Origin of the sequence: Aquidulcibacter sp. (genome assembly GCF_020253525.1) — a bacterium.
Classification (GTDB): domain Bacteria; phylum Pseudomonadota; class Alphaproteobacteria; order Caulobacterales; family Aquidulcibacteraceae; genus Aquidulcibacter.
Genome location: NZ_JADCBK010000065.1, coordinates 29467 through 51547, shown reverse-complemented (window position 1 = coordinate 51547; position 22081 = coordinate 29467). Strand labels below are relative to the sequence as shown.

Genomic DNA, 22081 nt, shown 5'->3' with positions numbered 1-22081 from the left:
AAAAGGTTGGGCGAGAGTATGACTATTAGACGGCGACTGAAGCTTGGCACCATTGTTGGTGCGATTATGGTTATCATCGGCTGTGGCAGCGGCGGGGGTGCCCCGAAGCTTGATGCAGGGCTTGGCAGCTCCTCTTCATTACCGCAGCCGGCACCGCCACCGCCACCGCCGCCGCCAGTACAGGCACCGCAGCCACCGTTCCCGGATAAGCCAGCTTCGCGCGCAGACGCGGCACGCTTCCTTAATCAAGCGACATTTGGTGCAACCTCCGCCGAGATCGATAGGTTGATGAGCATCGGTTACAACGCTTGGCTCGACGAACAATTCGCTATGCCTCGGAAGCAGAGCTTCATCAACTGGTATAGCGTTGACGGCCCGACGTCTAACGCCGTTGAGTTTGCAGATGGCAATACTGACCGAGAAAGTGCTGCTTGGTTCACATTATCTACTCAGGAACCTGACCAGCTTCGCTTGCGAATGGCTTGGGCACTTTCCCAAATCTTTGTCGTTAGTCGGAACAAAGTTGGGGCGAATGCCATTCATTGGATGGATCTGACCGCTGACAACAGCTTTGGTACATATCGGGAGTTCTTGGAGCGCGCGACCTTTAGTCCGATCATGGCTCAATATCTCGATTATATGAATAATACCGATCGCAATGGGAACGCCCCTGACCAAAACTACGCACGCGAAGTTATGCAGCTCTTTTCAATCGGGCTTTGGCAACTTAACCTAGACGGCTCTCTGAAGTTGGACTCTTCCGGTGCGCGTATTCCAACTTATAGCCAAGCCGATGTAACAGGTCTCTCCTATGTCTTCACTGGGTTACGCATGCAATATGGCGGTGACCGATATGGGACCTGTCGTGATCGTGCGGGCAATCTGTTGCCTCCGACAAATGAAGAAGCCAAATTGGTCCGCTGCGAGTTGTCGGTATGGGACTTCGCTTCCACCCGGGAACATAACTTTCTGGGTGTGAAAATTCCCGCGATTCCGACCAATTCGACTCCCAGCACAATTCAAGCCAATGGCCGCAAGAATATCGGCATTGCGCTTGACACCTTGGCAAACCATCCAAATACCGCGCCGTTTATCAGCAAGCAACTGATCCAGCGTTTTACAACCAGCAATCCAAGCCCCGCTTATGTTTCACGAGTTGTCGCGAAGTTTGAGAATAATGGGCAAGGTGTGCGTGGTGACTTTAAAGCTGTCCTCAAGCAGATCCTTCTTGACCCGGAGGCACGCGTACAAAGCAACAACACTCCTTATGAGTTTGGCAAGGTCCGCGAACCCATCTTGGCGATTGCCCAATTGAATCGGGTACTTAAGGCAGGCGATGGCAAAGGGAATGTTTGGGCCGGTGCCCCAGGTTGCAAAATTTACTTCGATATTATTTCCGAGATGGAACGCCCTTATAATTCGGCGACAGTCTTTAACTTCTATCGCCCAAGCTTTACACCAGCGAATGGTCGTTTGGCAGCAATGAACCTAACTGCACCCGAAATGCAGATAACAGATACCAACGCTGCTCTGGATTGGTCACGCTTCGTCCTGCATGCATTGCAAAGAGGTGGGACTGGCTGTGGCCATGCTGCAAAGGTCCAAAACACATTCGCATATGACGAGTTTTGGAATGAAGGTACAGATGCCGAAAAGTTGGCTGATAAGGTGCTTACTTTGCTCGCACCTGGTGTTGTCGTTTCAGACCTTCGGCCTGCTTTGGTACGATCCATTAATAGTTTGCCAGCCGTGACGGACACAGATCGCACCAATCGGATCAAGCTAGCCGTCATGATGACCATGCTAACGCCAGAATATCGCGTACAACGCTAAGAAGAAGAGCGAGAAGAGTCATGTCAAACTTAGAGATCGCCCACAAACTCAGCCGTCGCCACTTTCTTGGCGGAGCAGCCCTCCTCGGGGGCTTCTCCCCGCTCGCTTTGCAACTTGCAGCCTCAAATGCTACAGCGGCAGGCAATGACTATAGAGCCCTCGTCTGTCTTTACCTTGATGGCGGGCTAGATCACATGCACACCATTATTCCATCCGATCCCACAAATTACGATGCCTTGCGTGCTTTGCGACCAGGGATAGCAATGCCCGATCGCGCCGCTTTGAGCTCACTCGGAACCCAATCACCCCAAGGTGGGCGCACGGCAGCCTTGCACCCGAATTTGCCGCGCATGAAGCAGATCTATGACCAAGGAAAGATGGCCATTGTATATGGTCATGGGGGCATGGAAGCGCCTGCTTCCAAATCCCAACTCCTCAGTGGTGCCGTGCGCCTACCGTCGGCTGCCGGTTCGCACAACAATGGTGACGCCCAGATCCATACTTTTGGTGACGATGGTACCCGCTATGGCTGGGGGGGCCGGGCGATGGATGTCTTAGCCTCCATGAACCCAGATAACTTGTTTTCAAGTATGGCCGTTGGCCCGCTAAACAACGCCTTCAGTGTCGGAAGCGCTACCGAAGTCATTAAAGCTGATGTGACGGGTAGAGCCTCAAATATCGCTGGTTTGAACGGCGCTGTCTTTGGCTCAGCCGTAGCTTCTGCAGAACTCAACGCATTGCTGCAACGAACATCGATGAGCCAAGCGATGGACCAAGATTATTTAAAAGTCAATCGCCGGGTCATGGATTCCTATGCCCAGCTCAATCAGGCTTTTGCCGCAACCAGTGACCTTGCGCCTATCCCCACTGACACGTCGATACCAAACTATCGGATTGCATGGCGGGATAATGATGTGGTTGCGGCCTTACGGACCGTGGCGCGCTGTATCGCGGCTCGCAATGTTCTGCGCGTCAATCGCCAAGTGTTCTTCGTGAATATGCGCAATTTCGACACCCATAGTGCACAGGCTGCTGATCTCGACGGACGCAACTTCCTCCGTTTAGACGCTGCAATCGGCTACTTCTACGATACCCTGGCGGCGATGGGCCTGAGCAACAATGTGACCTTGTTCACAACCTCGGAGTTTGGCCGATGCGCAAAGTCAAATGGGGACGGGACCGATCATGGTTGGGGCGGCGCAAGCTTTGTCGTCGGCGGTGCGGTTAAAGGCGGCGATATCTATGGTTCGCTGACCGATATCGCTGAAAACAGCAATGACTTGATCAACGTTGGTGGCTCCCCCATGTCGATCCCAACAATCAGTAACCAACAATACTGCTCAACATTGGCGAGTTGGTTGGGAGTACCGGATTCGGCATTGCCAGATATCTTCCCGAACCTCAATCGCTTCAGTCCAGCCAAGCTCAACTTCCTATAGGCTGGTGGCGTTGCGTTCGTGCTAGGTCTTCTGACGAAGCTTCTCGTAAGCCAAGATGGCAATCATGCCTTCGTATATAGCGAGCATAAAGCTATAGAGAAGGCCTAGCGGGCCATCTAGAAATCCACGGCGCAAGACAAAAACATAAAAAAATCTTGCAATGGGTCTAAGCATCAATGGCAACCTATTGGCAGCCAGTTTCATGCGCCGACGCATTTTGACGTCTCGATCAAGGGTTGGCCCCTCTTGATTAGCTATCTCTTTAGCCATACCAAGTCTCGCATTTACAAGCTCAGCAGCCTCGTCGTCCGCATATCGAATATGCTTCTGCAGCCAAAGCTTCAGGCCATGCGAGAAAGAGTAATGCAGATAAGGTTCGTCGAACTTTGCTGTTTTTTCAAGGGGAACGTCTTCGCGTTGGCCATGCCCTACTTGGATAAAGCGCAACCTGTCGCGATGCCCCAATCTGACCTGGTATGTTGGCCACATACCGGCGTGCTTTAGCCAAGTATCAAACAACATTGTTTTGGATGGCACAAAATAGGCGTCTATCCCATTCGGCGGCACAAGATCGTTGAGTGCTGCCTGAAACGCGGGTGTAACAACTTCGTCGGCGTCGAGGTGAAGCACCCACTCATGTTTGAACTTGCCATGCTCTAGTCCAAAGTTTCGTTGCCCCGCAAAATCATCAAACTTGCGCCTTAAGATGCGGGCTCCGGCGCGCTCTGCAATGCTGATTGTTTGGTCTGTGCTGCCGGAATCAACCACGACAATGTCATCACACCAAACCAAAGAGTTCAGGCACCTAGCGATATTGACCTCTTCATTATAGGTCAGGATCAAAATCGAAACATTCATGGGTGTGTGAGCTCACGTCGCTTTTTCAGTTTTCGAGCTGGATTGCCGACCATAATTGCACTTGGCTCCACATCCTTCGTCACGACAGCGCGCGCTCCAATGATTGCCATTGACCCCACGGTCACGCCTGGACCTACGAAGGCATCCGCGCAAACCCAAGCGCCGTCTTCTATTGCGATTGGTGGTTTGATTAGTGGCAGATCTGGCTTGGTAAAGTCATGGGAGCCAGCACATAAATGCGCATTCTGGGAAACCGAAACACTGGCTCCCAGTCGGATTGGTCCCAAGTTATAAATGATCGCTCGATCGCCTATAGAGCTATGGTCCTGAACATCTAGGTTCCAAGGAATTGCAATTCGAACGGTCGGATGAATTTGAACATGACGCCCGATTCTGGCTCCAAAGAGCCGCAAGACACTATTTCTAAAGCCCCAGAATTGCCGTGGGGTCCAAGCAAACAGGGGCGCTTGCAGACCTTCCCAGAGCAGGCGCACAAAGAGCTCTTTGCGGCTCCATTTTCTGGCGCGGCGGTTGGCGTCAATGTCTAGTGCGGCGATGTTGGACATAACTCGTGAAGGGCCCTGACTAGGTTAAACGGACGCAAGATGGCGGATTACCGCCATGGCAAAGCCAGTCATATACACTAGACATTTCGGCTCCGATTGCAGGCCACGCGAAATCTCGCATCATCCATGCTCGACCCCGTTTGCCCATATCAGCACGGGATCTGGCATCTAGGCCCATGCCTACGTCTAGGGCAGCGGCAATTGCATCGGGGCCATGGTTAATCCACCAACCACATCGCTCGACTTCAAGCCCTTGCCACGGTGCACCTTTCGTAGAAATGACCGGTATCTCGCACGCGAGCGCCTCGGCAACTGTGATGCCAAAATTCTCATTCAGTGTTGGCAGGACAAAGAGATCGGTTTCCTGGAACATTTGCCATTTTGCTTCGCCATAGACTGCTGGACGAATTTCAACTCGCTTAAGACCCAAGTTTGTCGCAAGCGTAGCCAGTTCCGTATCGTGCCCGACCTCGGCATTCCCAACCAATCTCAGACACCAGTCCGGATAGCGGTCCTCAACTTGCGCCCATGCCCGAACCAAGCGGTCAAGGCCCTTCTTTGGGTGGATACGCCCAAGAGATAACACCACATTCTGGTGTTTTGGTTTGACAGATTGCTTTAGGAGCGGTGGCAAATGAATGCCATTTGGTATGATTGCTACTGGATTTGTTAGTCCGGCTGCTCTGATCTCAGTATACTCAGACTCTGCAGTGGCGTGCAGGCAATGCGCGCGTTGAAGCGCCTGCTTCTGCCACAACAACCAGATTGGCTCTTTCTTCCACGATGAAATTTTGCGGGCCGCTTCTCCGAGCATACCTCTCGGAGCATGGATCAGCTTTGAAGAACTCTGTGGTAGTCTTTGTATATGCCAAGCGGCATACAGGTTCGGTAGCAACCAAAGGCCATGATTATGGATCACGTCACCCTTGGTTATCGCTTTGCCAATCGCATGGTTGAGCTCAGGCGAGCCGCTCATCATTGCCACCCACGGGAATTTGGATCGCTCGAATCGGTGTGTCGGGACACTACCTTCTACAGGTAGGCATGTGGAAGCCAGATCTTGAACCGAGTAGATCGAAACTGGCTTTCCCTGTCCAGCGAGAGCTTCCGCCAGCGCCGGCACGCTATAGGATGGGCCACCGGACTCCCGACTCAGTCCAGCGATGATGTGACGGCATGATGGGGTCATGGCTGAACAAGCGGACTCATATGCGCTTCGGCCTGCGTGGCAATTCTGCGTCTGGAAATTGTGGAATAGTAGCTTGCCGTGCCGGCATCAAAAATGGCAAAATCACCATCATAAGAAGAAACACAACCACAGTGCCTAAGACGAACGCCCCTGCCATTTTAACATAGGCGGTCCCAAAAGAACTGACCTTTAGTGCAATCATGACGCACAGTCCCGCCGCCATTAGGGGTGAGGTGTTTTTTGCATCACGAACGATTCGATAGGCTAGTCCAATAACACCACCGATGACTGCGGCCGCAAAAATGCCGCCCCAATAGCCGAAGTCCGCATAGAGTTCGCCCAGATAGCCAATACTGATCGACGTCTCATTACCCCAAACCATAGGGAGACCGGTGAATTTTGACATAACTTCGGTGTCACTTGGGAGCGGTGGCTTACCCGGCCAGAGAAACCGGGGAACAGAGATGTGCCGGAAAACTGATAGCGTGATCTGGCCATTCTGATAGGCAAGTCCCGTTGGGACGTTTTGCATCACCAAACCAAGAAACTCGATGTAACCATGCCGCGCGACTAATTTTTGGAAGCCCTCAGCAACTTTCTCGTTATTGAACGTCAAAGCTGCATTAGACAAAAAGTCGATCCGGTCGACGAGCGGTACTTCGACAATCTGTTCGCCCGACCCTTTGTTTACGAAATCACGATACTCAGGCTTAATCGCGGACCAGAATATGCCCACCGACAGAATAATCATCGCCACAAAGGAAACGACGAAGGTGTCCGTGACCCGGATTCGCGGCTTTGCAAACAAAGCTGCCACAAAGAAGGTCAAAATAGAGTCCTTGAACTGAGCAAAAAATCCAGTCATCCCGAACACAACTTCGAAGCAGACCACAGCGATCAATAGTGCATAACCCCGCTCTCTGATTAGACAGGTATAAGTGAGGATAAAGAGACCCAGATACTTCACACTTGAGACCTGACCGGCGGGCTCTCTCAATGGGCCTGCATAAGGGGATAAGGCGGCAAAGACATATCCAACGCCGATCAAAACAAACGAAATGATCACGACCCGCTCAAACGGGATGGCCATGGCATCTGCCTTAATCCGCTCTGCAAAGGATAGCCCACGCCGCTTACCAGTCAGGGTTGCAAGTTTCATCCCGATCGCCATCCCCGTCACACCGAGTAGGCCGTAGATGGCCGACATGTTTAGGTCGGCTGCATATGGTGATAGTTCGGCCAACGGCACATGAAGCCAACTTGTCGAATAGGGCAAGATTGCAACTTCGCTCCATTGAAACAAAATGGGGAGAAGCAGTATCGGGGGCTCATCTCCTGTCCACAAAAGCAAAGTCACAAAAATCAGGCATATCGCGCAACCCAACAACAAAGTTGGCACAGAACTAGAGAGCATGCCGATACCTGTGAGAAACGCAATCGTAATCATAAGTGCATTAGCTGCAGGTGGCCTCCCAGTCTTTCCAATAGGCCGCGCAGGTGCGAGAGACGCGGAAACTTGCATACGATTACTCTCCAAGATTTTCGCTCTACTTAACCGATGCTATAATGGCAGCATGGATCCCGTCGATCGCGCACTGCATAGAGTGCTTATCGCTTATTCTTGCAATGGATGCGAGATCAATTTTTGAATTCATCGCCACAGATAATGCTTTTGCCAGCGCATCGTGATCGCCCATGGTAAAAACTTGACCACAGCTTTCGTCGGCAGCTAGATCCGGCGCACAGCCGACTGCGTCGGAAACAATGATTGGCTTACCGCTAGCAAGGGCTTCATTCGCGACTAAGCCCCATGTTTCGCGGCCATCTGATGGCAACACAAGTATATCGGCTGCAGCATAAGCAGCTGGCATTTGAGACTGATTTTGGAATCCGAGCAAGTCTAACGGAACTTGAAGCTCTGCCGCTAACGCTGTGAGTTCCGCCTCCAATGGCCCTGATCCTGCAACCATCATCCGGCAGTCAACCTTAGCTTTTCTGAGCTTTGCTAAGGCAGCAACAATGTCCAAGGGTCGTTTGAAAGGTAGAAGTTTACCCGCAAAGAGGACAACGAAGGACGTTGGCGCAATACCCAGACGATTACGCAAGGCATCGCGGGCCTCCGCTGTAGCCCCTTCAGCAAAGCGCTTGGTTTCAATACAATGTGGCGAAAAGAATAGGCGTTGTTCTGGAAACCCATAATGCAGCCAGTAAGCTTGATTGTTCTTGCCGACATAGAGAGCGGCATCAAAAGCCCTAAGCAAGATGGGGTAGGCGATGGCTTTCACCCATTTTTTGACCGAGCTTCTCGGGGTTGACAATTGACTGTCGCCGCGCACCAAGACTGGCAATCTGAGCCGCTTTGCCGCCAAGACGCCCTGGATCATGGACTTAAGATGCCACCCCAAGGTGAGGACGATTGTGAAACCGCCAGACTTCAACTGCTTATATATTTCCGGCGTGTCACACCCGCCGAACCAGTCCGCTCCGGGCCGCTTCGACACATTGTTTAGAAAGCTAAAGGAATATCCATCCGTTAGGTCAATGTCCCACTCAAAGGCATGCCCAAATCCCGCAGCAGCCTGCTGGGCGGGTGTCGCAGCGTGGGCATAAAATACATGCAAATCAACCTTCTTCGCGAGTTCCCGGAACAAAGGCGCGTAATACTGAACAGGGTGCGAAGCTAAAATTGCGAGGCGAATTTTGAGGGGCATTAAACTGGACCCAGTTGCGCGGACTTAGGCTGGCTCGGCAGCAATTTCTGTGCCAGTTGCATCGATGGAACTTCGATCAGCCGATAGAACACATACGCAGCTACTAGCGAGAATACCAAGGCCACGAGCGCAACGCACATGTAGCCAACATCATCATGCACAAATCTCTTCCCAATGTTGACGACGCGACCCCCAATCGGAACATGCACAAGATATAGCGAATAGGAAATCGCACCAAGCCAGGCCAAGGGTGCGGCGAAAATCCTGAGATATTGACTTAAGCGGCCGTGATAGAGGATGAAGACGGCTGTTACAAAGCCCACAGCCGCCTGTGCTGGTGCATTCTCAACTGCCATGATGAGCCCACAAGCTGCAAGTATGACCAAGGTCTTGAGGTGATGATCTTGGCCGGTCAAGCAACGATAAACACCAACGCCCATTACAAATAACAATAAGAGAGTCGATGCCAAACCAAGCGCGACCATAGTGGCGAGAGCAGTAGCAACAGCCGCATAGACATGAAATCGCCCGGGCCCACTCAGGCTGGGGAAAAGGCACGCGATGGTAATATAAAAGACAAACTCGTAAGCCAGCGTCCAGTAAACAGGCTGGAGCCAAGAAAACTGCGTAAGGGGCACCAGATACAAGAGGTGGGCTGCCACTTGCCCTGGCTCAAAAGCTTGAGACTGACCCTGAAACCCCGGTGCCATACTTGAAAGCCATCCCAAGACCAAAACCATGAGGATGCTAATCAGGTAAGGTGGCTCAATCCGAAGCACACGACGTCCAAGGAAGTGGGGCATATCCCGCAAGCTGTATCGCGGATAGCTGGTCCAAAGCGCATAAGGGATAACAAAGCCCGAAATGACAAAAAAGGACTCAACCCCTAGCCAGCCTCCCGACCCTGACCAAGCAACCCAAGAGTCCGTAAAGCTGTTTGTCATATGGAACCAAGCAACGGATAATGACGCTATGCCGCGCAGATACTCTAACATGCGGATGCGTTCGGTGCGCTGGGTCATGAAATGACCCGATTGAAAACATCCGCAAAGCTCCCAGCGACATGCTTGGCGGTATAATCTTCGTACGCAGCGGGATTGGGCGGTGCGACGTTGATTTGCCCGGTGGCGAAGCGTTCAAAAACATAAGCCAAGCTCTTTTGCAAGCTGGGCAACTCGTCTACCGAATTGAAGCTATGCGGGAAACCGCCACCCGCTTCCGTAAGGATTTTATGGGCGCTTGAAGCAGCATGGAACATCGACAAGAATGGCGTGGCCGACATCAAGCCAGGATAAATTTTTGAAGCGGTATAGTGGGGTTCGTCAGACCCAATCATCATCAGCCCATTGGAGTTTGCTAGAATACTCAGAGCTTCAAGGAATGGGACCCGTTGAGGAACCTCGTTAACGAGGTCTTGAACGCCAGCTGCAGCAGCAAGCGGACGGATCAAATGCGTGCCACCGCCATTTGGCTGATTGCTGGTGCCAACAAAGTTCAGCAGCAATTTATTGGCCAGGTCGGGAGCCCTCTCTCTAAACTGGCTCAACGCCTTAAACAACGTCGAAACTAAGGGCCCGGCCTTCGGCAGAAAGGTGCCAACATAACTTAGATTGATCCGTGTGTGATCTAATCGGACAATCGGACATTGCGGTGGATTAACTCTCAGCGCATCAAAGTCTTCTGGATCTCCACCGATAGGGATCGCTGCCATAGCTAGACGGTTTAGCCAAGGATAGCGCTCAGCCATCTCATCATTCTGTCGATCAGAGACCGATGTAACGAACCGTGCGTGTTTAATGGCCATTGGCTCGAGAACTTTTGACAGCAGATGCGAGAGCCCTCCCTTTGACAACTTTGGCCTCAAAGCACCCTCGGCAGAAACCCAAGGATCCTGAAGATCGAGTACGACTGGAATGTCAAAGGTCTGCTTGATCCAGTGCGTTAGAAGAAAGGGATAATAAGGCGAGCCAGTGATAAAGACGATATCTGGGCGCTCTGATGGGATGACTTGGGCTAAGACTTGTTTGAATGGCAAGTATGCCCTTAGGCCAATATCGCCTACGCCAAACTTCCGTGCGATGGTGGCAGGAAACGCGGAAGTACGGATCTGACGCACCGTCTGAGGAACAAGCTTTGCCAACTCTGGGTCCAGCTTTTCCGTATAATGCGCTTCATCTGCACGGATAATTATCGGTTCCCAACCATAGGCTGGCAAATACTTCGCCATATGACGCGCACGATGAACGCCGGCAAGCGTGGCCGGAGGAAAATGCGGAGACAGAATGACAACTTTAGGCACGTGAAATAGGACCTTTTGGCTTAGCGCGCTACGCGTTGTACCTGTGTGCCACTTTACGGAAGTAGGCTTCATAGGTGTGGTAAGAGGCTGCCCCGATCAGCACCGCCATCAATATGGCAGAGCAAACCTTCAGCAAACTGTCGGCACTGCCGGGCATCAAGAAGAATTGCTGCCAAAGGTAAATTGAATAGGAATAAAGCCCGATTTGGCAGAGTGGTTTAAAGCTAAGACTGCGTTCGACCCAGCTAAAGCGTGCAGGAATAGCAAAGACGAAGAGCAGGATGGCGAAGGGAACCAATGGCGCGGTGATGAGGCGTACCTTGCCAATATCCAGCGCAAACCAGAGGATTCCAAGGGCGCACATACCCACAATCAAGATTGTTGGTACCTTACCGAGTAGCTCTTCAATCCGCTTCTGATAGACTGCATATACACAGCCCAAAGTCAGCAGCAGAAATGCTTGCAGATAGGTGAGCTTACCAAGCCAAGGTACATCAAACACTAGGGGTAGAAGTGCGAAAAGCAAAGCAAGTACGGCCAAGAAAGATATCCGACGCATGAAGATGAATGGGAAAAGCAAATAGAATTGTTCTTCAAACGCCAGCGACCAAGTGTGACCGAAGATAAATCCGCAATGCCCAAACGGAATGTCCATGTTGCACGTGAAGCTCAGTGCTCGAAATGCTGCCAATAATGCACCATCACCAACCCCGCTAAGGGTCGTTACGACAACCACGTAGAGCACCAAGGGTGGCAATATCCGTAAGGCGCGGCGCATCACAAAGTGACCTTGATTGAAGGTCCCCGTCCTCACACGCTCTGCTAGACTGAGACGAGTGATCACATAGCCGCTAATAATAAAAAATATGTACACGCCCAAGCGTGACAAATCGATCGGAAGTGCCGAATGAAGTTTTAGGGCACCTAGGCCATGGCCCACCATCACGAACAAAACAGACACAGCTCGCCAACCGTCCAGAAACGCAATCCGTGACGTCGCGGGGCTTTCAAGTGCGGGTCTAGTCAAAAGGTACTCCTGAGACTAACGGCCGTTGCATGTGAATGACTTGTAAGCCTAGTGGGCCGCCCGATGAATTTATAACTGGCCGTCTGGGGTTGACCTGCAAAGGGCGGCTTAGACGCAAATTGGCTTGTTGTTGTGTTCAACATGTGTGATCGGACATACAAAATGCCCGCATTGCTTTTGCCACCTCTGGAAGCGTTGGCGATGCTAGGGATGCAATCCGGACCTGATCTTGGAGAGTTCGGGCAACAGCTTCGCTGGCCTGCGCTTGGATCATGGCTTCAACGAATGTTCGCGGATGCTCAGCTTCGGCCAAGCTGCCTTCAGACCATAGGTAGCCTCGACGCCCAATGGGCGTCGTCAGAATTGGAATTTGCCAATTAAGCGCCATTGCAAGTTTGGTGCTGCACCCACGTGCTTGACAAAAGATGGGGTTAAGAAAGCCATTCCAACTGCAGGCTTCCTCATTGAGGTCTGCGTCGTTCAAAGCGCCCAGATAACTGACACTTGGAAAGCGTTCTGCCAGCCACCGGCCAAGGCGTGGCGGGGCACCGACAACCCGCACCGATAGTTGGCGCGCTTTCTGGCGTTCGATTTCTTCAAGAACCTGAACCAGACCTTCCAAGCTAGGCGCATGATCCAATGTGCCGACAAATCCAAATCGGCCCAATACTGGTGACCATTCTAGGGGCTCCGGCTTTACGGTTCGAGGAAGCCACGTACTTCTACGAGAACCAAGCCATGTCTCAGTATTCGCGTCGTATTCAGAAAGTCCGATCACACCGTCAATATCAGTCCGGGTAGTAATCTCATCGGTCAACACTTGTGCTAAAGCTTGTTTCGGGGTCGGACGCAGACGGCCTGAAAGCGGCAACTTTTGATGCAATCGGGCTAGATGCAAAAGGTCCGTGATCTCGCAGCCATGGGACAATACAATAATCGGGATTTTCGGTCCAACAACTTGCCTTAATGGCTTCGCTATGGCGCACAGGGCCACCTGATTGAGAAAGATCAGGTCTGCTTGTTGCGCGGCCTCGCAGGCTCTCGCCAAATCCGCCTGCGCCACAGGCCGAAAGTAGGGCGACGAGTTAAGCTGCCTCAGCACCTTAGTGTCCAAACGCTGGTCATTGCTTATTCGGACAACCCGAACGCCGAGACCCATGGCTTCGATCGTATCCAAATATTCAGCCGTGCAACGTTGAACTCCGCCTTTACCTTCGCCAATATGTTGATAGTTCGTAAGAAAGAGCGCGCGTTTGAGGGTCACGAATGCCCCCTTTTTGCGACCATTTGCTGATAGAGCTCTGCATATTGATCCACGATCACGCTCTCGGAGTAGGCGGTTTCTGCGCGACTCCGACAAGCCTGCCTACTTAAGTTAATAGGTGCCTGGATCGCTTCGACCAATTCATCCAGTGTATTTCTGACGATACCCGAGATTCCATCCTCGACTACCTCTGGCACCGCACCTCGCTTGAGGCCGATGACAGGGGTGCCACAGGCGAGCGCTTCGGCCATCACTATTCCAAACGGCTCTTCCCAAAGGATCGGCATTAAGAACGCGGCCGCTTGGCCAAGTAACTTGTTCTTTTGCGCATCATTCACAGGACCAACATAGGTAATCTGTGCGCCATCGACGTGGGGAAGCACGTGTGCATCTACCCACGCCTGCTTCTCGGCGGGAATGTTTCCAGCAATAACGAGCTTTCGATTTGTCCGTTTTGCGATTTCAATCGCCAAATGGGGACCTTTGATCTCCTCAATGCGACCAAGAAAAACAAACGGTGCATCGGCAGGCACGCTTGGTACAAAGTCATAAATGGCAAGATCGACGCCATTTGGGATCATGTGCCAAGTCCCAATGTCATTTACGGGCTCTATCATCCAGTCGCTGATGGCACTGAATTCGAGGCTACCCCTTGCCAAATCGTGGGCAAGCTTGGTTGTCTTGCGACTGATCTCGCGCTGATAGGACATCAGTTTTGGAGTTGAATGGGTTAGAATGGGTGTCAAGTAAGCTATCCGACTAAAGCTATGCACGATGTCAAACTTGCCAGTCTGAACCTGACGCCACAACGCCGTCGCATTTTGAACGGTGTCCCACAAATTCCTGCTATTTGTGCCTCGCCACTTTACCAAATCGCCGGCTGATTGGCTGCCGGCGTGGGCAAACAAGGTTACTTCATGGCCACGCCGGACCAGTCCGCGAGCCAGCATATCAATAATCCGTTCAATACCCCCGTAGAGCGTTGGTGGCACGGGAAGCTCTGGATCTGCTGTTAGCGCAATTTTCAATTTCGTGGTCGTCAAAACATGTCCTCGTTTCTTAACGGGTGCGGCTGGCACTGTTTAGCCTTAGCCTTTCGGCAGCCTTTTGGACAACACGCGCGGCGCGCCATCCAATCAAGGCGCGCAATCTTTGAAAGCCTGGAGGGCCATCTGGGGCAAGCGTGGCACCGCCCAAATCCTTAACTCGCTTTGCAGTGGCAGCGCGGTAATCGGTATAGTCCGGATACGTCAAATAAATGAAGTCTTGGAGACAATTAGCGCAGGCCAAACGGGTGGTCGGATTATCTAAGACCTCAAGGAGCGCAGAAGTGCCTCCATGGACAGATCGAAATGCGGATCTGATCGCTTCCGGGCTTCGCTTTCCTGATAGACTATTGGAGACTGAAGATCGATAATAAAGTCCGGCATCAGGGGCATAAGCCATCATTTTTGCACGAGACAAAATGCGGCCAAAGAACTCGAAGTCGTCATTTAGGCTGAGACCCTCATCCCAGCCGCCAAAGCGGTCAATCATCGTGCGCGGCAATAGGAACATGGCCGATTGCATCATTTGCCTTGCATCCATCCACTCGCATGCTAGCCACTCCGGGCCAGGCATATCCATCTGACTCGGGCGCACCTCAAACTGGCTGGGCAGGCTCTCACCTTTGAACCTAGCCCAAGGCGAGAAAGCGATGACGCCTTCCCCTTCCTGGCTGCGTTGATAAAGTGCATGCAAATGGTCCGGGCGCATGATGTCGTCGGCATCAAAATAAATGATAAATTCGCCGTTAGACTGAGAAAAGGCCGCATTGCGCGCGGATGAGGCACCACCATTAAGCTTTGATATCACCTTGATGCGGGGATCCGTGAAGCGCGCTAAGATAGAACGTGTCGCGTCGTTAGACCCATCGTCGACAATCACAATTTCAAAGTCTTGAAAGCTTTGGCCCAGCACACTTTGGACGGCCGCTTCGACATAGGCTGCTGCATTATAACAGGCGATCAAAACCGAAATCGCCCTTCTACGCTCCGTCATGGATTCCATCTTTTCCACACGCTTTGGCGAGTTTGGCATGCACAGGTCATGCCAACATTAAACATGGGCTCGATCGGTCCGCGTCGCACGTCCGACTCGCTGTAGAGTCGTTTTAGGACATTTCGCGAAGTGTCGGCTTAAAAAACCGAATTGCACGCTCGCGAAGCATGATTCCCGTCAGCGGAAAAAACATCGAGAGACCTTCAAACAGCGGCGTTCCCGAGGGGCGAACCTGCGGGGCGAGCTTGAGGGCGAGTTTTGCTGACTCAGTTGCGAGTTCTTTCTCATCATAGGACAAAAGCAGGGTGGCAACGTGCCAAAGCTCTCGAGCAATCTCACGGTGATACTCTTTGGACTCTGAATAGGTGAGGCAAAGCTTGAAAGATTCCATATTTGAGATTGCACATTTCACCCGGTTCTGGGCGGACATTGAGCTACTCAAACGATAATTAATTATCGACAATTCATCTTCACTCGAGAATGACAAATTGCCAAAAGCAAGCTTCCGATGGAACGCAGAATCTTCCGCATAAAGGATTTTTTGGTCCTCATCATAGCCACCTAGAGCAAGATAGGCTGATCGGCGATATAGGCCACAAAAAGGGTTAATCTGCTTTCCGATTGAATAGCGCTTCGGATCGGTTTCAAGAGCCGCTCGGTCAAATCGCTGCGTTAGAATGAGCTCATTTGTTTCATTGTCGCGATACTCATAATCAAATAGGACAACATCAAACTGGTCCTTCGCGATCCATTTATGGGCAAGCTCCACGAAGTTCGGCAGTAATTCGTCGTCGGCGTCATGGAAATGAATCCAGTCTGTCTCAACATGTTTGGCTAAGGCATTCTTGCCTGCGCTACACCCCTTATTGACGGCCCCACGCAGTGCCTTGGCACCATGTGCCATAGCGACTTCGGCCGTGTTGTCGGTTGAGCAATCGTCATACACCCAGATCTCGTCAAAAGGCCTAGTTTGCGCCCGCGCGGAGTCCAGCAAGCGAGGCAAGTAGGGCGCAGCATTATACGCGGGGATCAATAACGAGAGGGTAGGCCTAGACATGTTTACGATACCCCTAGCTTTCTAGCTGTTCGTACAAGAATATGGTCGATTAGTGGCCTCAACGGCAACTTTTCTAAAAAGCGATAATTAGACCCGGTCACCCCCTTTGGCGTAGCGAGTTGCCGCAACCAGTCTGGAACTTCACCTACGGCCACCTTACTGTTTATTGCCGCTTTGTAGGCATTCAATCGCTCGATCGCGATTTTGTCGGGTTGCAAGGTGGAAAGAATGCGCTCTTTTGCTGCAATACCAATTCTTGTCAGATCCCTTGGATCGCGCTGTGCCGCTCTCTGAAGTGCAGTCGCAAGTGCACGGGCTGAACTGCCGTCATAAACGAAACCTGTCACACCATCCTCAATTAGCTCAGCCGCACCCGCACGGTCAGAACAGATCACTGGTCGCCCAGACGCCATGGCTTCCGCAACCGTAAAGTTAAAAACATCCCAAGTTGAAGGCACCAAGTTCAGCAGCGAGCTTGCTTGCAGCGCTTGAACGGCTTCAGGTGGGACAGGAGCATGAGTGATAATCCGATTTTCCCAGATCGTCGGATATAACTTGCGTAACTCAGCTTTCGTTGATCCTAGACCAGTTTCAGAATCGATCAAATCCCGCCCGTACCAATGGACATCCGGACAATTTGGTATCTGCTCCAAAGCCTCTGACAGGACTTTTGGCCCCTTCCACATTTGAATACGGCCAAAGACAGAGATTACCTGTCGCACATCTGGTGAAGTTAGCTCAACCGCCGTTGATGGTGCCCAAGCTGGCAGCAACAACTCGATGTCATGTCTACCGGTGGCGCGGGCCCAATAGTTACGATTTGCGCGACTATGGGTCTGAATCATTGTCGCAGCACGCGCAACTTCCGTCTCTATCGCCAGTGCCATGAGGCCTGCCAATTCCTCGCCGGTATTTGGGTCATAGCTGTGAATTTGGCCTATGCTGCCATGCATTTGCATCACAACAGGAATCTTAGCTTCCAAAATCGGAGGAACCATCAACAGACCAAAGTCTGTGGCCTCCACAACATCAAATGGGCCATGAACTTGCGCTTGTTCCCAGCTAGCCCACGCGGCGGCTAGATTGCGCCGTAAGGTTGGCACGGACGTTAGGTCGCCAAAACGCTCAACCCAGCTTGCGACACGAGCGCTGTTGAGAACCTCAACCTGGACGCCCTCGATAAGTCGCTGTGCTTGTTCAGGCGCACTGGCATAGCCACTCCCTTCAATCACTGTAACCTCAGCGCCGGCGCGGACGAGAGCGGGGGCCAAGTGGCGATAAAAGGTCATAATGCCGCCACCGAAGCCATCATATTCGGGGAGGATCATACAAATGCGAAGCGGCACGTTAAGTCCTTTGCCTCATTTAGGTGGGTCTTGCCCAAAAATCTGGCCATTAAATCGCTTCTGGCGTGAATCGCGATAACTCGTTTCAGATTGCTTGAGAGAAAGGTTCTTGGCTATAGGCCTGCTCGACACGTTGCATGGCCATATCCGAAATCGAAACCCAAAGCGCCTCGGACTCCAGTCTTTAGATCATTTGGTGGGCGAGTTCTTGGGCATTATCTGTAATCAACAACGCGCCTTCGTTCTCATGGTCTCCAGCCACACCATACTTGCGGGAGATAACGGCAGGTATACCGAAACCCAGAGCTTCAATGACCACAATTGGGAAAGGGTCGTAAATCGCCGGAGCGATCACCATTCGACTGGACTGTTAGAGACTTTTTATTTGCTCGAATGTCACAGTCCCCGGATATCTTACGTTCTCTTGCGTCGGTCCTTCGCTCAAGTCGAAGACCAGAAGCTCAAGTTGTGGATGCCGTTTTCGAACTACTTCGAACGCGGCTAAAGTGATGCCCCCTTTCGGTGGACCTCTGTTCCATTGAACAAGACTACGCGCCTTAAATTGATATCCGATAGGTCTAGTTGAAAGCTGGGGGCAGGGCGGCACGTCCCTGGACTCCCGACCACAGAAATCTTAGCAGCAGCTATTTCATAGTCTTTTTCAAGCACTGCCGAGCAATTCTTGCCCATATCGAAAATGCTTTTGGCCTGCTGAAAGGCGGTAGTCCTCATTTTGATAAACTGCTCTCTGTCTTGATCTGAGGAGCAAGCTGCCCAAGGTGGATACTCTTGATCTGAATTCCGCTGGGTGAAGTCCAAATAGAGAAAGCACGGTATTGTCGACTCATGCTCAAATGGGAATGGTGACCCAAAAACATGCAAAACCAAATCTAGGTTTGCTGACGTAGTTTCCTTCTCACAGTCCCGGGTAAGGGCGCGCACCAACTTGGCATTTCTAAGCCTAGATCCAACTGTAATGGCGGTGTCGAAGTCAATTGGCTTAAGCGCTCGTCTGATCCAGTTTATGTTACGATGGAGCTGAATCGCCAACAAATTACCGGTGTTGAGGAGTACAAACCCATGAACGGTTTGTTCGCCAAGTTGTCGTAACCGTCTTTGTTATCAATTTACTAAGTACGTCTGGCCAGTGATAGTAATTCTCATATTTGTTTTCCATCAGGAATTCGCGTGGAATACTTAGATTCCGCACTAAGCGGATCGTTAACATTTGTGTGTCTTTGACTCACATGGACACACTAATTGGAAGCCGAACAAAGCCAGAACCCCAACTTGAGTCTAGGGCATGGTTTTCGCCGGTGAGTGGCGGTGGCAAGAAGTCAACTTCATCAAGATTGAGGCGGGCCACGACATTATGAGTGGCTTCATCGACCCATTCTAGCGTGATTAAGTATATATCCCGCGCAAGATTAGGAAGTTGGAGGGACAAGTTTAGGCTCTGATTCTTAACAGATATCTCCAGTCCCTTGCTGCCAAATCCACCAACTGATCCAACGCCAACGGCTGTACCTGAGGCAGAGGTTAGGAATGCACGTATCTCGTAACGACCGGTTGGGATACTTAACCCATCCACTCTGATATCCAAAGCCGGAGTGCCATTGTAATCTAGGGTAATGCTTTCAACCCGAAGACCAGATCCGTCGCTCCCGCCGTGCCTTGAGGCATTCAATTGGCGTCCGTAAAAGTCAAGCGTATCCTGAACCTGTCCGATAAAGGCGGCAGAGCCATTTTGCATAAGGATCCCGGATTTACATAGTGATTTAATGGCACCTATATTGTGGCTCACAAAGAGAACAGTGCGACCTTGGCCCGCAACATCTTGCATTTTTCCCAAACATTTCTTTTGGAACTCGGCATCGCCGACAGCAAGAACTTCATCAACAACAAGAATTTCTGGCTCCAAGTGGGCTGCAACTGCGAAGGCAAGGCGCACATACATGCCACTAGAATAGCGCTTGACTGGCGTGTCGAGGAACTTTTCAACGCCGGAGAAATCGACGATCTCGTCGAACTTTCGATTGATTTCAGCTCGGGTCATGCCGAGGATCGCCCCATTGAGATAAACGTTTTCGCGCCCGGATAACTCCGGATGGAATCCTGTTCCGACCTCTAAAAGACTGGCTACCCGCCCTTTGATCTCCACCCGGCCTTCTGTTGGTTCCGTAATGCGCGACAACACTTTCAACAATGTCGATTTACCGGCGCCATTTCGCCCAATAATGCCAACAACGTCGCCCCGCTTAATCTCGAAGTTTACGTCTTTAAGCGCCCAAAACTCCTCCAATTCGTCGCCAGCAACGATTGCCTTACCCTGCGCCATGTCCTTCGCACCCCGGACAAAGTTCTTAACATTCTGGGTAATCACATCGCGAAATGTCGTTGAGCGATCAGCGGTTTGATGGCCGATGATGTATTTTTTGCCGAGCCCTTCAGCGCGGATCACAGTATCAGATGTCATTAGAATAAATCCGCAAAGGTTTTTTCGGTCGCCCGGAAAGTCCGAATTCCAAGCCAAAGGAAGAAAGCGACGACGATAAGGCTTAAAGCAAAGCCGGGCCAATAAATCTCAGCCTCCCCACCGAGAAGGCACCATCGGAAACCATCGATTACGCCAACGACAGGGTTCATTGAATAGATTAGGCGGAGATTGTCCGGTACTACACTCGACGCAAACCCAACTGGGGAAACGTACATTCCAAACTGAACAATAAAGGGTACGATGAAGCGAAAGTCGCGATAGCGAACATTAAGCGACGCCAGAATAAGCGCGGGCCCAAGTGCGGCCAATACGGCCAGCAGGATAAACAAAGGCAAAAGTAGTATCTGCCAACTTGGGAAGAAGCCCAATAAAACCATAAGACCAAGCAACAATACAAATGTAACTGCGAAGTCGACCAGCGCTACGATCGAACTCGCAGTAGGTACGATCAGTCTGGGGAAATAGACTTTGCCAATCAAATTTGAATTGGTGACCAAGCTATTGGCAGCCTGTGAGAGGATCGTTGAGAATAAGAACCACGGCAACATGCCTGCCATGACCATCACGGGGTAAGGTGCCGTTCCCTCGCTCGGGAGCTTGGCGAGCGTGCCAAATACAACTGTAAAGATAATCATCGTCAACAATGGACGAATGACTGCCCAGGCAACCCCGATAACGGTCTGTTTGTATTGAACGGCAACATCACGCCAAGCCAAAATCGCGAACAATTCGCGATAGGACCAGAGATCGGACCAGTAGTTCCGTTCCGTTCGTCCGGCTTCAAGAATGAGAATGCGCTGCGACTTTTCGGTCGCGATGCCTTCTGCATGGGCTGCTGGGGAAACCTGTTCTGTCATGTTTTCCAAACTCTAGGCGGCAATTCGGGTCAAAAGATTATGGATCGAAGTTTCAAAGGCAGGCTTGCCAAATCTGCGGTGTACTTCTTTGGCTAAGCCTTGACGGTCTTCTTCAGATGTCCCTTCGATTTGGCTCAAAATTGGAGCCAAAGCCTCGGAGAATTTGTCTTCAGAAACACAAAATCCCAGATCGCCATCCGCTAGCGCGTCTTTGGCACCTGCAACTGCCAAACCAACTGCTGGTGTACCTGCTGCCATAGCTTCTAGAAAGACGATTCCAAAGCCCTCGCCTGTCGATGGCAAAGTGAATAGGTCAGCAGCATTGTAGAGGTCATTTAAATCTTGTTGCGGTACTTGGCCAAGGAAACGGACATGTCTACTCACGCCTTCTTGTTCAGCCAAGGCTTCGAGCCGTGCACGATCATCCCCATCACCTGCAACCAAAAGGAGCAAATTGGGATGGCCCGCCAGAAGCGACTTTAGGGCACGAATTACCCGGTCGTGGCCCTTGTATTGCTCTTGGTCGCTCAGCCGACCCACAGCTAATAGAACCGGATTCTCGGTCAGCCTGAATTTCGTGCGCGCCGCGTTACGATCGACCGGAGCAAAAGCCCCACTTACCGTATTGGGAATGACGAGGATGGTTTCCGGGGCGACGTCGCACGCGCTCAGAATTCGGGAGCGGGTGTCTCGACTGACACTTACAATCCAATCCGCAGCCTCAAGCGCAGCGCGACGTAAGCCACCGATCCGACCCCAGACTTCAATGCCATGGACCTGAATCACCAACTTGGCACCGGAAAGGCGCGCAATAAGAGCACCGAGTGGAGCCATGTAGACATGATTGCAGAAGATAACATCCCATGACTGGATAAGGGCGACCAAGCTTTTGAGGCTATAGCCAAGGCGGCTCCTGACTGCGGGTAACTGACGAATTTTTGGTGGCAACTCTGAAACAGGATCGCTAGTACTTCGAGGCAATACCTCAATTACCTCCACCCTGGTGTCACGAGCCAAGGCATCTAGGAAATCTCGGGCGGCACATGCAATCCCGCCTCGGCCGCCATAGGATTCAGTTACAAGAGCAAGAATACGCAT

General features: G+C 51.6%; 19 protein-coding genes. 3 read left to right on the top strand and 16 right to left on the bottom strand.

Annotation, left to right across the window (positions count from 1 at the left end; translation table 11 throughout):
• Window positions 1-18 precede the first annotated feature (18 nt).
• Both IOB61_RS08860 and IOB61_RS08855 read left to right on the top strand, forming a co-directional pair.
• A complete protein-coding gene (locus tag IOB61_RS08860; RefSeq protein WP_367272835.1) occupies window positions 19-1833 on the top strand; it encodes a DUF1800 family protein in 1815 nt (604 codons plus the stop codon).
• A 20-nt stretch (window positions 1834-1853) separates the two neighbouring features.
• Entirely contained in the window at window positions 1854-3272 is a 1419-nt protein-coding gene (locus IOB61_RS08855) for a DUF1501 domain-containing protein (protein WP_290815246.1), read from the top strand.
• A gap of 21 nt (window positions 3273-3293) precedes the next feature.
• On the opposite strand, the gene IOB61_RS08850 is transcribed toward IOB61_RS08855, so the two are convergent.
• Window positions 3294-4130 (bottom strand): glycosyltransferase family 2 protein, encoded by an 837-nt coding sequence (locus IOB61_RS08850; RefSeq protein ID WP_290815244.1) that lies wholly within the window; start codon window positions 4128-4130, stop codon window positions 3294-3296.
• Between the two features lie 380 nt (window positions 4131-4510).
• Here IOB61_RS08850 and IOB61_RS08845 point away from each other — a divergent pair, with 380 nt between their 5' ends.
• Window positions 4511-4678 carry a hypothetical protein gene (locus tag IOB61_RS08845; RefSeq protein WP_290815242.1) on the top strand — a complete coding sequence of 56 codons (168 nt, stop codon included), beginning with the start codon at window positions 4511-4513 and terminating at the stop codon, window positions 4676-4678.
• 37 nt (window positions 4679-4715) lie between these two features.
• Here IOB61_RS08845 and IOB61_RS08840 read toward each other — a convergent pair whose 3' ends face one another.
• The 15 genes from IOB61_RS08840 to IOB61_RS08770 form a co-directional block, all read right to left on the bottom strand.
• Window positions 4716-5885, bottom strand: a complete 1170-nt coding sequence (locus tag IOB61_RS08840) for a glycosyltransferase (RefSeq protein ID WP_290815240.1) — start codon at window positions 5883-5885, stop codon at window positions 4716-4718.
• Between the two features lie 16 nt (window positions 5886-5901).
• Window positions 5902-7332 (bottom strand): hypothetical protein, encoded by a 1431-nt coding sequence (locus IOB61_RS08835; protein ID WP_290815238.1) that lies wholly within the window; start codon window positions 7330-7332, stop codon window positions 5902-5904.
• 100 nt (window positions 7333-7432) lie between these two features.
• Complete coding sequence (locus tag IOB61_RS08830) at window positions 7433-8221, bottom strand: glycosyltransferase family 4 protein (protein WP_290815270.1); 789 nt, start codon at window positions 8219-8221, stop codon at window positions 7433-7435.
• A 374-nt stretch (window positions 8222-8595) separates the two neighbouring features.
• On the bottom strand, window positions 8596-9618 hold the full coding sequence (locus tag IOB61_RS08825) for an acyltransferase (RefSeq protein WP_290815235.1): 1023 nt from the start codon (window positions 9616-9618) through the stop codon (window positions 8596-8598).
• Window positions 9615-10895 carry a glycosyltransferase gene (locus IOB61_RS08820; RefSeq protein WP_290815233.1) on the bottom strand — a complete coding sequence of 427 codons (1281 nt, stop codon included), beginning with the start codon at window positions 10893-10895 and terminating at the stop codon, window positions 9615-9617. Before IOB61_RS08820 ends, IOB61_RS08825 begins: the two co-directional genes overlap by 4 nt.
• A gap of 28 nt (window positions 10896-10923) precedes the next feature.
• On the bottom strand, window positions 10924-11922 hold the full coding sequence (locus tag IOB61_RS08815; RefSeq protein ID WP_290815231.1) for an acyltransferase: 999 nt from the start codon (window positions 11920-11922) through the stop codon (window positions 10924-10926).
• A gap of 136 nt (window positions 11923-12058) precedes the next feature.
• A complete protein-coding gene (locus IOB61_RS08810) occupies window positions 12059-13186 on the bottom strand; it encodes a glycosyltransferase (RefSeq protein ID WP_290815229.1) in 1128 nt (375 codons plus the stop codon).
• Complete coding sequence (locus IOB61_RS08805; RefSeq protein ID WP_290815227.1) at window positions 13183-14229, bottom strand: glycosyltransferase family 4 protein; 1047 nt, start codon at window positions 14227-14229, stop codon at window positions 13183-13185. Before IOB61_RS08805 ends, IOB61_RS08810 begins: the two co-directional genes overlap by 4 nt.
• 16 nt (window positions 14230-14245) lie before the next feature.
• On the bottom strand, window positions 14246-15265 hold the full coding sequence (locus IOB61_RS08800) for a glycosyltransferase family A protein (protein WP_290815225.1): 1020 nt from the start codon (window positions 15263-15265) through the stop codon (window positions 14246-14248).
• Window positions 15266-15338: 73 nt separating this feature from the next.
• The gene (locus tag IOB61_RS08795; protein ID WP_290815224.1) at window positions 15339-16283 is read right to left on the bottom strand and encodes a glycosyltransferase family 2 protein; all 945 of its coding nucleotides are present in this window, start codon (window positions 16281-16283) and stop codon (window positions 15339-15341) included.
• Between the two features lie 2 nt (window positions 16284-16285).
• Window positions 16286-17629 (bottom strand): glycosyltransferase family 4 protein, encoded by a 1344-nt coding sequence (locus tag IOB61_RS08790; RefSeq protein ID WP_290815223.1) that lies wholly within the window; start codon window positions 17627-17629, stop codon window positions 16286-16288.
• Window positions 17630-17813: 184 nt separating this feature from the next.
• Window positions 17814-17987, bottom strand: a complete 174-nt coding sequence (locus IOB61_RS08785) for a glycosyltransferase (RefSeq protein WP_290815222.1) — start codon at window positions 17985-17987, stop codon at window positions 17814-17816.
• An 885-nt stretch (window positions 17988-18872) separates the two neighbouring features.
• The gene (locus tag IOB61_RS08780; RefSeq protein ID WP_290815220.1) at window positions 18873-20105 is read right to left on the bottom strand and encodes an ABC transporter ATP-binding protein; all 1233 of its coding nucleotides are present in this window, start codon (window positions 20103-20105) and stop codon (window positions 18873-18875) included.
• On the bottom strand, window positions 20105-20983 hold the full coding sequence (locus IOB61_RS08775) for an ABC transporter permease (protein ID WP_290815217.1): 879 nt from the start codon (window positions 20981-20983) through the stop codon (window positions 20105-20107). The genes IOB61_RS08780 and IOB61_RS08775 overlap by 1 nt, the downstream gene beginning before the upstream one ends.
• Before the next feature lie 12 nt (window positions 20984-20995).
• Entirely contained in the window at window positions 20996-22081 is a 1086-nt protein-coding gene (locus IOB61_RS08770) for a glycosyltransferase family 4 protein (protein WP_290815215.1), read from the bottom strand.